The following is a 13,756-nucleotide window of genomic DNA, read 5'->3' on the forward strand; positions in this document are numbered from 1 at the left end:
CGCAAAGTTGAGCCGGCGAGACTAGAACGGTTCGGGAAAATGCCCTGAAAACAGGGTCAGCGGGGGTTTGGCTGTGGGGTCGGTCTTGATTTCAAGCAGATATGGCTTTCCCGAAGCAAAGGCCCGGTCAAGGGCTGGGCCGACCGCCTCACCGACCTCGACCCGCTCGGCGTCAATTCCGCAAGCCCTCGCTATGGCCGCATGATCGACGTCTGCGAAGTCACAGGCGATCGTGTGCTCGCCGAACTTAACATCTTCGGCATGCGTCTGAAATCCGAGAATGCCGTTGTTCAAGACCACGATTATCACCGGCAGTTGGAGCCTTCGCAGCGTCTCCAGTTCGGCCCAGGAGTGCCCAAAGCCGCCATCGCCGACCAGCGCAACGACGCGTGCCTGAGGCGCCGCAACCTGAGCCCCGATGGCGAGCGGAACTCCCCAGCCCAGGCCCGCGAGCCCTCGGGGCGCAAGGAACCGTTGGCCCGCCGCCTTTGCAGTCATGTAGGTGTTTATCCAGTTCGATGAGTAAGACGCGTCGGCGGTAATGATGTCGCTTGCGCCCAAGCGCCTGTCGATTTCTGCAGCTACTCTTTCGGGACGCACATTCTTGCCGTCGCGTTCGGTGACGGCTTTTATAAGCCCGGTCCATCGGGTTACTGCCTCGGCGATCCGCCCTTCGACGGCGGCGCGGCTGGCGCTCCGCTTCATAAGGTCGAGCTTCAGAATTGCCGTCCGCAATGCCGCGAGGGTGAGCTTGGCGTCCCCGACAAGCCGCAAGGCTTCGTAATTGCGCCCGACCTCAGTAGGGTCGGCGTCAATATGGATGAACCGGGCGGATTTGGGGTACAGCGTCCACGAATCCGTGCCGTTCTGGTTGGTACGGTTGCCTACCAGCAGGACAACATCAGCCTCATTGATCGTTGACTTGAGTTCTCGAGTCCGGGCACCCATACCCATTGTGTTGCCGACGACGCCGATCGACAGCGGGTGTGTTTCGTCGACGCTTCCCTTTCCCATGAAAGTGGTGGCGACGGGCAAATGCGCGTCCTCCTGCAGTCGGGCCAGCTCCCCTGAGGCGTCGGAAATGTGAATCCCCCCGCCTGCGATCACGACCGGTCGATCCGCATCAGCCAGAAGCCTGGCGGCAGCTTCAATTCGCGACGGGTCAGCCAGACAGCGATCGAGCGGGAAAGTTCCCAGTGATATACGTCGTTTGGAGCCCGCCTCAGCTTTCTCGATCAGTAAATCTGCCGGCAAGAGCAACACGGCAGGCCCGGGGCGCCCTGACGTAGCTGCCGTGAACGCCATGTCGACGTAGTCGTCCAAACGCTCCGCCCGGTCGATACGTCTGACGAACTTCGAAACGCCTTCGAACAGTTTCACATGATCGAGTTCCTGAAAAGCATTCTTATCGACCGTTTCCCGCGTAACCTCTTGGACAAGCGCGACCACAGGTACGGAAGCCTTAAGTGCCTCGGCGAGCGGGGGAACCAAGAGCGTCGCGGCGGGTCCATTCTGCGCTGTCACGATGCCGACTTTTCGGGAAATCCGGGCGTAACCGTCCGCCATGGTGCCCCCCATGTTCTCTTGGCGGTACACGGTTTGAGAAATGCCGAGATGCGGTGCAGCCAAGTGAAAGGCGGAGGGTAAGCTCTGCCCAAAGGTGGTAACGACCCCGTGCCGAACCAGTGCTTCGCCTAAGCGCAAAGCGACTGTCGAATTAGATGCGGAAGCGGGCATGCGGCAGCTCCATTTGCTATTTGCTATATCAAACAGCATATACTATCGCCGACGTCAATGGGCACGCCCTCCGGGGCGAGTTGCAAGTGCTTGGCTCGCCGGACCAGGCACGGCAACCCGAAAGTCAAGTAGCGTTCTCACGGAGTGCCGCACGGAACAGTAGCGGAGTGGTAGAGATCGCCGTCATGCCGGATGTACCGCCTAGTGGCGGTATCCGAAATGTGGGCCACCGGTGACGTGCTCCCGTCTTTGGATCGCCCCGGGCCGGAACTTCCGGGGTGTCCGGCTCAGGTGGCGGAAGCCGCCGATGAGCCTTTCATGAGCGATATCGGCGGCTTGTTGCCGATCGCGCTGTGGGGTCGGACTGTGTTGTTGACGTGCGTGGATAAGCGATCTGTCGAAACTTGGTGTTATCGTGTTTTGGCCGCTTACCGCGAACCGTCAGTTTTCGCGTGTGGGCAGGATGATGCGGTAGTGGATTACTCGCGCGCCTACTTCGAGGCCACCCCGCCTCGGCTATGGTCCCCAGCGTTCTTGGTCTATTTTCGTGACACATACGGAACCGTCGGCGGTGATTTTCTAAACGCGCCTGTCGGACGCTCAATCAAGATGGATGTCTGGGGCCGCCCTGTCTGCGCATTCAGCTTCAAAAACTCTCCGTCCAGGCTCTTGTCCGCTGTGGTAAGGCGGTGTTGCAGGCGAAGGTAATCCGTCCATGTTGGTGTTCGATACGTTTCCAGCCAACGCGCTGGGTGCTGCACATCGCGCGTCAGCGTCCAATTGCGCGCACCCACACGGCTTTGGACGTGCCGCCGTTCGCGCATCAGATCCAGAAAAGGATCGAGATTTTGATCCGGTATGGAATATTCGATCGTGACCAGAATGGGACCGCTTCTGGGCCTCAGATCAAGCGCTATCGCGGGATGAATGACTTCCCCTAAGGGCTCGAGTTCCGATTCTGATCGGTTGCTGATCGGAAATTTAAGCCCAATGCAGGCAACCAGGAATGTAGCGATAGCGGAGCAGGCCAATGCGGTGGTCAGCGAGTAATTCTCAGTTACAGCGCCCCACAGCCAACTGCCACCCGCAATCCCGCCATAGGCGAAGGCGTTATAGATCGAAATCGTGCGTCCTGTGATCCATCTTGGGCTCGCAAGTTGAACGGTCACGCCCAGTCCCGACCACGCGGTTACCCAGCCGGCGCCGCCTACCGCAAGCGAGATTGTTGCGATCAAGACTGAAGCGGTCAGGGCAAGGGACAAGGTGCAAGCCGCGCATGCGACGCACGCCAGCGTGATCAAGCGTTCCTGCGTTAGCCGGCGTCGAAGAATGGTATTTGATAGCCCACCCAGGAACGCACCGACGCCAAAACCGCCCATCAGGATTCCATAGGAGACTGGACCGCTATGCAGATGGTCGCGCACAACCAAGGGCAGGAGAGCCAATGTGGCTATGCCTGCAAGTCCGAACAACATCCCGCGCATGATTATCGTCTTGATTTCCGAGGACATGGCGGTGAAGCGCAGACCGTCATGGATGGCAGTCGTCATTCTTTCGCGGGGAAGTGATGATGAATGCACCTTCCATTTGTTGCGCCACAGTGCGGTGAGTGGAGCAGTGAAACCAATGGTCGTCAGGGCGAAGGTAAAGAGCGGTCCGAAGGCGGCCACCACAATGCCTCCAAGCGCCGGGCCGACACTTCGGACCGTATTGAAACCCACGGAAATCAAGGTGATGGCCGCCGGTAGCTTGCGCCGCTCCACAATATCACCGACGGAAGCTTGCCAGGCTGGATCGGCCAGTGCGATGCCGCATCCGTCCAGGAAACTGAAGGCTAGGATGATCCATGGATCAACGACGCCAAGGATCATAAGCACCGTCAGCATCGCGGATGCCGTCATCATCAGGCCGCGGCCGATGATCATGACGGTGCGTCGGCTGTAGTTGTCGGCGATGGCTCCAACAAAGATAGCGAGGAAGAAAGTCGGCAACGTGGATGATGCTTGAACCAGTGCGACCATCACGTCGGAGGTTGAGATCGTGGTCATTAGCCAGCTGAGCGCGACGGTTTGCATCAACCAGCCGAGGCTCGAGACCTGGCTGGCGAGCCAGATCGTTCGAAAGGTGCGGTTCTCTAAAGGCGCCAATAGGCCGCTGTGTTCCATCGCCATGCTTGTCATCTATTGAGTGCTTTGTTCAGGAGCTACCGACCCATGGGCGGAGCCGCACGGCCGCCATTCGGGAAGTTCGTATTTGACCAGTGCTGATCGTATGGGCCGAATGGGCCGATGAATTGTCGAGCAACGAGGCAGATGGTGGCTTCGATGTGATGTGTAAACCACCTGATCGCGTTTATTGGACAAGGCCGGATTCCAAAATCAGCGGGCGGCGACGGTACTGCTGATCTGGACGCCACCGACAAGAGCCTTCGCGGCGCCGAACGGCGCCTACTTGCAGCCACCACCCACTCCCTTTCAGCCTGGTTCCATTCTTGAAGACGCCGCAGCGACATAATTCGCCAGCCGAATGCCTCATCCTCGCTTGATCCTGACCCTGATCACGATCGATGTGCAATCTTGCCACTCGGGGCTATTCGCTGGTCCAGGCAGCCGGGGGCCTTGACTCTGCGTGAGTTTGGGCCAGACCAACACTCTGCGAAGAAGAGAATGCGGCCACGAATACTGGACGGCTGCGCAAGTGAACCCGGCCCTGAGGTCTATTGCAGTATGGCAGTGCCGAAGAAGCGAGGGAGGGGCGCCCTGAGCAGGTTTGAAAGGCCAGTTGTCGTCCAGGTGGGCCGCCATGGCGCAGAGCATATTGTGTTCGATGTCAATGACGCAGCAGATATCTTGCTCCGCGATATTCAGCACCAGACCGAGAAGCGAAAGAACGCGATGAACGCCTGTCTGCGGGTGCTGCGGGGTGAGGCTCATCCACCCTCGGCTCGACGTGCTTTCGTAACTGCCGCGCTCGAAGCAAAGATGCTTCGTGGTGATTAAATTCGCGCAGGTACCACATTCGAGAAAACCGGGCGACCGATCATCTTTTTACTTTCACCTGCGGACCTGTAGACGGCCTGCTGGTCAGAAACCAACCACCAATGCCCCGCCGGTCAAGCCGGCACCGGCCGCTGCAAGCAGCAAATTCTCGCCCGGTCGAAAGGGATTGGCGCTGTGGGCAACAGACAGCGACAGGGAAATCGTTGCCGCCGACGAGTTCCCATACTCGGCAATGGTTTTGACGATGCGCTCAGCCTCGATGCCAAGCGACTTGCCGACCGCGTTGAGGATGCGGGCGTTTGCCTGGTGGGGCACGAAACGGGTGACGTCCGGCGCCGACAGGCCGGCCGCTGCCAGCGCCTCAGTCGAGCAGCGGCTCATCATCTCGACCGCCTTGGCGAAGACTTCGCGCCCATCCGCGATCGTCATGCGGGTGTCGACGATGTCCATGTCTTGCTTGAAGGGACGGTTGCTGCCGCCGGCGGGGATTTGGATCAGGCCATAGGCGGACCCGTCAGAGGCAAGTGCGGTGCCGAGTATGCCGTGGCAAGGATCGCCGGAAGGAGCAAGCACCACCGCGCCCGCAGCATCGGCGAACAGCACGGCGCTCGCGCGCTCGGCCGGGTTAATGCGGCGGCTCAATATGTTTGCGGCGATGACGATGGCCGGCTTGTTGTGCAAGCGCACGAAGCCGTCGGCGAAGGTCAAGGCATAGATGAAACCCGCGCAGGCTCCCGCGAGGTCAATCCCGCCGGCATTTTCGAGGCCGAGCCTGTGCGCAACCAGCGGCGCGCTCGGCGGAAGGAGATGATCCGGCGTCGAAGTCGCCAGCAAAAGCAGGCCGACCACCTTGCGATCGATGCCGGCGGCCTCAAGGGCCATCTCGCCTGCTTTGGCCGCCAGCCCGGAAAGCGTGTCGCCTGGCTCCGCCCAGAAACGTGAACGGATGCCGGTTCGTCCTTCGATCCAGCCTGCTTCCAGCCCAAGACTTTCCTCGATCTCGGCATTGCCGACCTTGCGAGCCGGCACGTGATGGCCAAGGCCAATGATGCGCGCCGTGCGGTTCATCTGCCGGTGCCCGCAAGCGCGGCCGCCTCGTCTATTGCCGCATAGAGGCGGTCGAGTTCGAGCGATGTCACGCAATAGGGCGGCAGCAGGTAAATGACGTTGCCGAGGGGGCGGACCAGCAATCCGCGCTGGAGGAAGAAGGTGCGCAGTTTGGGGCCGACCTCTGCGAGGTAGCCGGCGTTGCCGACGCTGAGGTCGAGCGCGGCGATGGTGCCGGTCGTGCGAACATTCTCGAAACGCGCGTCCCCCTTGAACCGAGCAATCTTCTCCGCCTGCATCCGCGACAACGCAGTTACGCGCTCGGCCGCAGGCTCATCGTTCCAGATACCGACATTCGCCAGCGCCGCCGCGCAGGCGATCGGGTTCGCGGTGTAGGAGCTGGAATGGAAGAAGGTCTTGGTCCGATCGCTGGAATAGTGGGCGCGGAAGATCGCATCGGTGGCAAGTGTCGCCGCGAGCGGCAACGAGCCGCCAGTCAGCCCCTTGGACGTGCACAATATGTCTGGCGTGATCGCTGCCTGCTCGCAGGCGAACATTGTGCCGGTGCGGCCCCAGCCGGTCATGACTTCGTCGGCGATGAAAAGCGTTCCGGAGCGTTCGGCAATGCGCTTGAGTTCGGCGAGAACTGAAGCCGGATACATGAGCATGCCGCCTGCGCCGAGCACTAGCGGCTCGACGATCAATGCGGCAACCTCGCGGCCACGCGCGAGCCGTTCGAAGGAATCGAGCGTTTCCTGCTGCCGGCCCGCGGCAGGGAAGGGGATTTTGTCGACCTGAAACAGCAGGGGCTCGTATGCGGCGTTGAAGACGCCACGCGCGCCCACACTCATCGTGCCGATGGTGTCGCCGTGATAGCTGTGCTCCATGACGACGATGCGTGACCGCGGCGCCCCATTGTTGCGATGAAAGCCCAGCGCCATCTTCAGTGCCACCTCGACGCTGGTCGAGCCGCTGTCGGAATAGAACACCCAGTCGAGACCCGTCGGCGCCAGTTCGACCAGCGCTACTGCCAATCGCTCGGCCGGCTCGTGGCTGAGGCCGGCAAAGATCACCTGGTCGAGCGTCTCGGTCGCGTTCCGGATCGCCTCCATGATCTTCGGCTGGCGGTGACCGTGCGTGATGACCCACCAAGAGGAGATCGCGTCGAGTACGCGCTTACCTTCGCGCGTATCGACATAGGCGCCCTCGGTGCGCACAATCGTCGTCGGCACCGGCTCGGTGGCATGCTGGGTAAAGGGATGCCAGACGGCGGAGCGGCTCAATGTGGGATCTCCATGAAGTCGGCGGCGCTGAACAGGGCGCGCATGGCCGCTGCAAGCGCCTCGGGCGTCAGCGGGTCGAGGAGCGGCAGGCGACCGAGAATGCGCACCTTGCCCATTTCGGCGATGGTCCTTTGCGTATCGGCCATCTCCTCGCCGATAAAGGCGATGCCGAGCAGAGGTATTGAGCGGGCACGCAAAGCCTCGATCGAGAGCAGGGTGTGGTTGATCGTGCCGAGCGCCGTGCGCGCGCAGAGAATGACCGGCAGTTGCCATTCCCGAAAAATATCGATGAACTTCGTTTTCCGATTGAGCGGCACCATCAGCCCGCCGGCACCCTCAATGATGAGCGGGCCCGGCAGCTCTGGCAGCGAAAGTTTTGCCGCCTCGATCGCGACGCCGTCGATTTCGGCCGACCGATGCGGCGACAGTGGCTTGCTCAGACGATAGACTTCCGGCAGGACGCGCCCTGCCGGCAGGGCCGAGAGGCGGGCAACAATCTCGCTGTCGGTCTCCTCGTCGAGGCCCGATTGCACCGGTTTCCAATAGAAGCCGTCGAGCAGCCCCGCGAGACCGGCCGCAAACACAGTCTTGCCGATTCCGGTATCGGTGCCGGTCACGACGAAGCGTGTGGACATTGGGAGCGCCCCCATTCCTCGGCCAGAGCATCGAATAGAGCCGAAACGTCGGCCTCGCCAACATTTAGTGTCAGCGAGATACGCAGCCTTGCCGTCCCCTCGGGCACGGTGGGCGGGCGGATGCCGCGCACGTCGAATCCACGCGCCTGCAAGGCCTGCGCCAACGCCATGGCGCGGGCATTGTCGCCGACGACGATCGGCAGGATCTGCGAGCCGCTCGCGGCCAGGCCCAGCTCCTTGGCTCGTCTGCCTGCAAGCGAGACCAGCTTGGTCAATCGCTCCCGGCGCTCCGGCTCCTGGGCGACGATGTCGAGGGCTGTTGCCGCCGCGACCGCCATCAGCGGCGAGGGCGCGGTGGCGTAAATAAAAGGCCGGCAGCGATTGACCAGATAATCGCATAGCACTTTAGGCGCGGTGACCAGCGCGCCGGATGCGCCCAGCGCCTTACCACAGGTGTGCAGCACCACGACATTGTCGCGGCCTTCGAGGTCGTGCGCCAAACCGCGCCCATCCGGGCCGTAAACGCCGGTGGCGTGGGCCTCGTCGACGAACAGGAACGCACCGTAGCGGTCCGCGACCTCGATCAGTTCACAGAGCGGAGCCCGGTCGCCGTCCATGCTGTAGAGGCTCTCAACCACGATCCAGGCGTGGCCAGCGCCACCTCTCGCGCGCCAGGTCCGGATCGCATCGTCCACGGTGTCCGTGTCGTTGTGCGCCGCTTCCATCACTTCGGCGCGGCCGGCTCGCGCTCCCTCATGCGCGCTGGCATGGATGAGTTCGTCCAGCACGATCAGATCGCCTTTCTGAGGCAAGGTCGTGAGCACCGCGAAATTGGCGACATAGCCGCCGCCGAAGAACAGCGCGCGCTCGGCGCCGAAGAAGCCGGCCGCTTTGGCTTCGAGTGCCTCGTGCTCAGGCGCGTTGCCGCGCAAGAGGCGCGAGCCGGTCGCCCCGACGGGCGTGCCTGCGGCGAGCGCCGCTGCGACCGCCTCCGCCATCCGCTTCGAGCGCGCGAGACCGAGATAGTCGTTGGAGGCGAAGTCGAGGCCGGCGCGGCCGCTCAAGGTGCGCAACCGGTTCTTGCGGGCCAACCCGCGCAGGCTGGTCTCGTAGCGCTCGAGCAAGGCTCGGCCGTTCACTGGGCTTCGCGCGCAAAAGGCTTGATGCCCAGGCGGCGGAACAGGGCGCTGTCCTTGTCCTCTCCGGGGTTTTCGGCGGTCAGCAACGTGTCGCCGACGAAGACCGAGTTGGCACCGGCGAAGAAGCAAAGCGCCTGCATCTCGTCGCTCATCGCCGTGCGGCCGGCCGAGAGCCGCACATGCGACTTCGGCATCATGATGCGGGCAAGGGCGATGGTGCGCACGAATTCGATCGGTTCGATGGGGTCAGCTTCGGCGAGCGGCGTGCCCTCGATCGGAATCAGCATGTTGATCGGCACGCTGTCGGGCGGCTCCGGCAGGTTGGCGAGCGTCACCAGCATGTCGATGCGGTCGGCCTTCTCCTCGCCCATGCCGACGATGCCGCCGCAGCACACCTTGATACCGCTGTCGCGGACATTCGCCAGCGTGTCCAGCCGGTCGGCAAAGGTTCGCGTCGAGATGACCTCGCTGTAGTAGCGCTCGGACGTGTCGATGTTGTGGTTGTAATAGTCGAGGCCGGCCTGCTTCAGCCGCTGCGCCTGGCCGAGCTCGAGCATGCCGAGCGTCATGCAGGTCTCCATGCCGAGCGCTTTCACGCCCTCGACCATGGCGATCACCGCGTCCATGTCCCGCTCCTTGGGACTGCGCCAGGCGGCCCCCATGCAATAGCGAGTGGCGCCAGCGTCGCGCGCCTTCGTAGCCTCAGCGATGACGCGCTGAACCTCCATCAGCTTCGAGGCCTTGAGGCCCGACTGGTGATGCGAGGACTGGCTGCAATAGCCGCAATCCTCGGGGCAGCCGCCGGTCTTGATCGAAAGCAGCCGAGACAGCTGCACCCGGTTGGGATCGAAATTCTCCCGGTGGGTGGTCTGGGCCTGGAAGAGCAGATCGTTGAAGGGCAGGTCGTAAACTGTCTGGGCTTCCTCTCGCGTCCAGGGCGGAAGCGCCCAGCCGATTGGATCGGAGGTCCGGTCCGGGCTGAGTTCGGGGTTCATATCCACCTTAACCTCCAAAACCATCATCTATTCTTGAGCAGGGAGCGTTGCGGGGGCGGCTGATTGACAAGCCTATCCCAATGGCCCAGCGAGAAGTACTCATATGGAAGGCGATTACCGTTTTCAAAGCAAAAAGCCCCAGCTGCCGCCGGCAATGGCTCAGCTCGTCAGCGCAGACCGCTGGCATCCATTGTTTCGCCTTGAACGCAGTAACACTCCCTTCTGATCGCGTCGCAGGAGTCGGTGAAGGCGACGGCCAGCAGATAACCGAGAGATTCCAGCCCGTGAGAAGCAGCCATCTCGCGCAGTTCGTCGAGCCGGCAGACGATAAAGCCGAGTGCTTCGCAGCGGGCCTTTGTTAATTCATCCGTCATCTCTCCGCCCCTCGCCAATCTGAACCGTATCGCCTGACGGCGCAGCCTTGCTTCCAGGCGCCTCTATGAGTGGCAGGAATGGCGCCGGCGAGCATACGACTCGCGCATTCTCGGCAAGGCCGGTTCATGTCCGTTCCATCAGTTCAGACGCCTGCTGCAGTTGGCATCCACCGGCACATCCAGGCCGATGTCGAGGATCGGCGCGCTGTGGGTCAGCCAGCCAACTGAGATAAGGTCGACACCGGTCGCCGCGATTGCCGCAGCACTCGCTCGGGTTATCCGACCTGACGCTTCCGTGATCGCGCGGCCGCCGACCATCGCGACAGCCTGTGAAAGCTCCTCGACTGACATATTGTCGAGGAGCACGGCGTCGACGCCCACTTGCAGCGCCAACTCAAGCTGTTCCAGCGTGTCGACCTCGACCTCGATCTTGACCATGTGGCCTATGGCGCTGCGCGCCCGTTCGATTGCGGTGCGGATGTCACCCGCAATGGCGATGTGGTTGTCCTTGATGAGCACGGCGTCGTCTAGTGCAAAACGGTGGTTGGCGCCGCCTCCGGCGCGCACGGCGTATTTTTCTAGGGCCCGCAGGCCGGGCGTCGTCTTTCGCGTGCACACGATCTTCGCGCTATGACCGTGCACCGCATCGACGAGCGCAGCTGTCGCGGTGGCAATGCCGCTCAGTTTGCAAAGGAAATTGAGCGCAGTCCGCTCGGCCGTCAGCAGGCTTCGCGCCGGTCCGCTGACGATCGCGATGGTTTCCCCGGCCGAAACCTTCCCGCCGTCCCGACAGCGCAACTGCATGTCGGTGGCAGGATCGACGAGCAGGAAGGCAAACATCGCCAGATCAAGCCCGGCAATGACGCCAGTCTGCCGCGCGTTCAGCGCAAGCGTCGCCTTGCGCTCGGCGGGGATGATTGCATCGCTCGTGATGTCGCCGGCTCGACCGAAATCTTCCAGAAGGGCGCTGCGCACGATCGGCTCGATAACGACCTGGGGAAGCGGTGCAAGTGAAGGCATTTTAACAGCTCCGTTGGGACGTTTGCCAGCTAAGTGCGACGGCGCTCTCGAATGCCGAGCATAACGTCAGTCGCGAGCGGAGGGGGGCAGGATCGCGCCCGGGGAAATCGGATCGGTGGTGCGAGCCGCGGCTCTCCTCACGTCTAAGCGCCGCAATCGCGATTAACAGCGCCACCAGTCCAGGGTCTGCCGCCGTCGTCTCGCCAATGGCGATCGGCAGCAGAGCCGCCACGGCTTGCCGCAGTCCCTTGCCGTTGCGGACAATGCCAAGCGTATTGGAGACTACATTGCGAATAGATGAAGGGTCCGGTTGCAGTGGAATGATTGCGGGAAGACGGGGCCACTGCCAGCCGGCGCAAGTGCCAGCGATGCTTGCCGCCACCCAGGCCGCTGTTGCGACCGCCTCAGCCAGCGAGTTGCTGGCCAGCCGGTTGGCGCCGTGCAGGCCGGTGCATGCAACCTCGCCGCATGCCCACAGGCCGCTAACGGAACTGCGGCCCTCGGCATCCACGGCCACGCCACCCATGTGATAGTGCGCGGCCGGGCGTACCGGTATGGGTTCGACGGCCGGGTCGATTCCGGATTGCCGGCAAGCCGCCTCGATCGCCGGAAAGCGTTTTGCGAATTTCGGTCCGAGGCATTGCCGGGCGTCGAGAAATACACGGTGGCCCGCGGTGAGCTGATAGGAGATCGCCCGCGCGACCACGTCACGCGATGCTAGCTCGGCACCGGGCGTATCGCCAAGGAAGCGCTGGCCGTGTTCGTCGATGAGCACTGCGCCTTCGCCGCGCACGGCTTCGCTCACGAGCGGCATTGGACGGCGGGGGCTGTCGAGTGCGGTTGGATGGAACTGCACGAATTCGAGATCGGCAAGCTCAGCGCCGGCGCAGGCGGCCAGCGCCAGCCCGTGCCCGAAGGAGCCAAGCGGGTTCGTCGTATCACTAAAGAGGCCGCCGATGCCGCCGCTCGCAAGCACCACGCGGCGCGTCGGCAATGCGAAGGCGCCGGTATATCGGACCGCCAACACACCCACAATGCCGCCCTCCGCTACCACGAGGCGAAGGGCTGTCACGCCTTCCAGGATCGTGATCGAACGTGTCCGCCGCACCGCGGCGACGAGCGTGCGGAACAACTCGCGGCCGGTGGCGTCGCCGGCTGCGTGCACGATCCGGCGGCGCGAATGCGCCGCCTCCAGGCCGAGCCGCAGTTTTCCATCCGACGCGCGGTCAAAAGGAGCACCCAGACGAATGAGATGGTCGATTGCGTAGGGTACGGCTTCGACCACCCGCTTAACCATCGCTTCGTCGCAAAGCCCGTCGCCGGCGGCAAGCGTGTCGGTGAGGTGCAGTTCGGGGCTATCGTCTTCGCCGAGGCTCGCTGCGAGCCCACCCTGAGCGAGCGTGCTCGAGGCATCCGTTCCAAGCGGGGTACTGGAGAGAACGACGACTGGTTGCGGCGCCAGATGAAGCGCCGTCATCAGGCCGGCAACGCCCGCGCCGATGATGACCGGAGCCCCGTCAATGTCCTGGATGTCTGGCGTCATACAAAGAGCATGCGCTCGACTGCCCAACGAGCCCGCTCAGCGACACGTAGATCGATTGTGACGACGTGACGGTTCTCCTCGAGCGCGCTACGGATGTTGGCGAGCGTAATGCGCTTCATGTGCGGGCAGAGGTTGCACGGGCGCACGAACTCGATTTCCGGATGTTCGACCGCGACGTTGTCGCTCATCGAGCACTCCGTCATCAGCACCACACGCGCCGGCTTGTGCTGCCGGACATAGTCCGACATCGCGGCGGTCGAGCCCGCGAAATCCGCTTCCGCGACAACCTCCGGCGGGCATTCGGGATGGGCAAGCACGGTGATCCCGGGATGCGCCTCGCGCAGCTCGTGTATGTCGGCGGGGCTGAAGCGCTCATGCACTTCGCAGTGCCCCTTCCAGGCGATGATCTCGACCTTGGTCTGCGCCGCGATGTTTCTCGCCAAGTATTCGTCGGGCAGCATGATCACGCGCGGCACCCCGAGCGACTTCACCACTGCGAGCGCATTCCCCGAGGTGCAGCAGATGTCGGACTCGGCCTTCACGGCGGCGGAGGTATTGACGTAGGTGACGATTGGAACGGAAGGATAGCGCTGCCGCATCAGGCGCACGTCCTGGGGCGTGATCGAGTCGGCCAGTGAACAACCGGCCTTGGGGTCCGGAATGAGCACGGTCTTGTCGGGATTGAGGAGCTTGGCCGTCTCCGCCATGAAATGCACGCCGGCGAGCACGATCACGTCCGCATCGACGGTTATTGCCTTGCGGGCGAGCGCCAGGCTGTCGCCGACGATGTCGGCCACGCAATGGAAGATTTCGGGCGTCTGATAGTTGTGCGCGAGGATCACGGCGTTGCGCTCGCGCTTTAGCGTCAGAATGGCGTCGATGTCGTCGGCGAATGCCGGCCATTCAATCGGCGGAATGACGCCTTGGACACGCTCATACAGGGCCGCAGCCGTAGGTAATGCCGCGGTCATCGGCGCCTCCACT

The 13,756-nt window shown here is 62.8% G+C and carries 12 protein-coding genes; 1 reads left to right on the plus strand and 11 read right to left on the minus strand.

The genetic code is table 11. The features are described from left to right. Positions 1-21 precede the first annotated feature (21 nt). Together FJW03_RS29535 and FJW03_RS29540 are read right to left on the minus strand one after the other, a co-directional pair. Positions 22-1,737, minus strand: coding sequence for an acetolactate synthase catalytic subunit (locus tag FJW03_RS29535; protein ID WP_140767076.1), 1,716 nt, complete (start codon positions 1,735-1,737; stop codon positions 22-24). A 539-nt stretch (positions 1,738-2,276) separates the two neighbouring features. Further along, a complete protein-coding gene (locus tag FJW03_RS29540; protein WP_226890513.1) occupies positions 2,277-3,908 on the minus strand; it encodes an MFS transporter in 1,632 nt (543 codons plus the stop codon). A 555-nt stretch (positions 3,909-4,463) separates the two neighbouring features. Between FJW03_RS29540 and FJW03_RS29545 the strand changes: the two genes are divergently transcribed. Then, positions 4,464-4,736 (plus strand): DUF982 domain-containing protein, encoded by a 273-nt coding sequence (locus FJW03_RS29545; protein ID WP_140767078.1) that lies wholly within the window; start codon positions 4,464-4,466, stop codon positions 4,734-4,736. Positions 4,737-4,820: 84 nt separating this feature from the next. Here the strand turns inward: FJW03_RS29545 and FJW03_RS29550 are convergent, their stop codons facing one another. The 9 genes from FJW03_RS29550 to nadA all read right to left on the minus strand — a co-directional run bounded on the left by FJW03_RS29550 (position 4,821) and on the right by nadA (position 13,743). Further along, positions 4,821-5,804, minus strand: a complete 984-nt coding sequence (locus tag FJW03_RS29550) for a beta-ketoacyl-ACP synthase III (protein ID WP_140767079.1) — start codon at positions 5,802-5,804, stop codon at positions 4,821-4,823. After that, complete coding sequence (locus FJW03_RS29555) at positions 5,801-7,066, minus strand: adenosylmethionine--8-amino-7-oxononanoate transaminase (protein WP_140767080.1); 1,266 nt, start codon at positions 7,064-7,066, stop codon at positions 5,801-5,803. The genes FJW03_RS29550 and FJW03_RS29555 overlap by 4 nt, the downstream gene beginning before the upstream one ends. Then, on the minus strand, positions 7,063-7,701 hold the full coding sequence (bioD, locus tag FJW03_RS29560) for a dethiobiotin synthase (protein ID WP_140767081.1): 639 nt from the start codon (positions 7,699-7,701) through the stop codon (positions 7,063-7,065). The genes FJW03_RS29555 and bioD overlap by 4 nt, the downstream gene beginning before the upstream one ends. After that, positions 7,680-8,840: an 8-amino-7-oxononanoate synthase gene (locus FJW03_RS29565; protein WP_140767082.1), complete on the minus strand. Its 1,161-nt coding sequence runs from the start codon at positions 8,838-8,840 to the stop codon at positions 7,680-7,682. Before FJW03_RS29565 ends, bioD begins: the two co-directional genes overlap by 22 nt. Continuing rightward, a complete protein-coding gene (gene bioB / locus FJW03_RS29570) occupies positions 8,837-9,835 on the minus strand; it encodes a biotin synthase BioB (protein ID WP_140767091.1) in 999 nt (332 codons plus the stop codon). Before bioB ends, FJW03_RS29565 begins: the two co-directional genes overlap by 4 nt. 167 nt (positions 9,836-10,002) lie before the next feature. Further along, on the minus strand, positions 10,003-10,209 hold the full coding sequence (locus FJW03_RS29575; RefSeq protein ID WP_140767083.1) for a hypothetical protein: 207 nt from the start codon (positions 10,207-10,209) through the stop codon (positions 10,003-10,005). Between the two features lie 138 nt (positions 10,210-10,347). Further along, the gene (gene nadC / locus FJW03_RS29580) at positions 10,348-11,229 is read right to left on the minus strand and encodes a carboxylating nicotinate-nucleotide diphosphorylase (protein WP_140767084.1); all 882 of its coding nucleotides are present in this window, start codon (positions 11,227-11,229) and stop codon (positions 10,348-10,350) included. A 1-nt stretch (position 11,230) separates the two neighbouring features. Further along, entirely contained in the window at positions 11,231-12,772 is a 1,542-nt protein-coding gene (locus FJW03_RS29585; protein ID WP_140767085.1) for an L-aspartate oxidase, read from the minus strand. After that, entirely contained in the window at positions 12,769-13,743 is a 975-nt protein-coding gene (gene nadA / locus FJW03_RS29590) for a quinolinate synthase NadA (RefSeq protein ID WP_140767092.1), read from the minus strand. The genes FJW03_RS29585 and nadA overlap by 4 nt, the downstream gene beginning before the upstream one ends. Positions 13,744-13,756: the final 13 nt, after the last annotated feature.

This window comes from Mesorhizobium sp. B4-1-4, from assembly GCF_006439395.2.
Classification (GTDB): Bacteria; Pseudomonadota; Alphaproteobacteria; order Rhizobiales; family Rhizobiaceae; genus Mesorhizobium.

What these genes read in the sequence shown, in the direction of transcription:
- FJW03_RS29535 (WP_140767076.1), bottom strand. Translation starts at nt 1,737, where the DNA reads ATGCCCGCTTCCGCATCTAATTCGACAGTCGCTTTGCGCTTAGGCGAA.
- FJW03_RS29540 (WP_226890513.1), bottom strand. Translation starts at nt 3,908, where the DNA reads ATGGCGATGGAACACAGCGGCCTATTGGCGCCTTTAGAGAACCGCACC.
- FJW03_RS29545 (WP_140767078.1), top strand. Translation starts at nt 4,464, where the DNA reads ATGGCAGTGCCGAAGAAGCGAGGGAGGGGCGCCCTGAGCAGGTTTGAA.
- FJW03_RS29550 (WP_140767079.1), bottom strand. Translation starts at nt 5,804, where the DNA reads ATGAACCGCACGGCGCGCATCATTGGCCTTGGCCATCACGTGCCGGCT.
- bioD (WP_140767081.1), bottom strand. Translation starts at nt 7,701, where the DNA reads ATGTCCACACGCTTCGTCGTGACCGGCACCGATACCGGAATCGGCAAG.
- bioB (WP_140767091.1), bottom strand. Translation starts at nt 9,835, where the DNA reads ATGAACCCCGAACTCAGCCCGGACCGGACCTCCGATCCAATCGGCTGG.
- FJW03_RS29575 (WP_140767083.1), bottom strand. Translation starts at nt 10,209, where the DNA reads ATGACGGATGAATTAACAAAGGCCCGCTGCGAAGCACTCGGCTTTATC.
- nadC (WP_140767084.1), bottom strand. Translation starts at nt 11,229, where the DNA reads ATGCCTTCACTTGCACCGCTTCCCCAGGTCGTTATCGAGCCGATCGTG.
- FJW03_RS29585 (WP_140767085.1), bottom strand. Translation starts at nt 12,772, where the DNA reads ATGACGCCAGACATCCAGGACATTGACGGGGCTCCGGTCATCATCGGC.
- nadA (WP_140767092.1), bottom strand. Translation starts at nt 13,743, where the DNA reads ATGACCGCGGCATTACCTACGGCTGCGGCCCTGTATGAGCGTGTCCAA.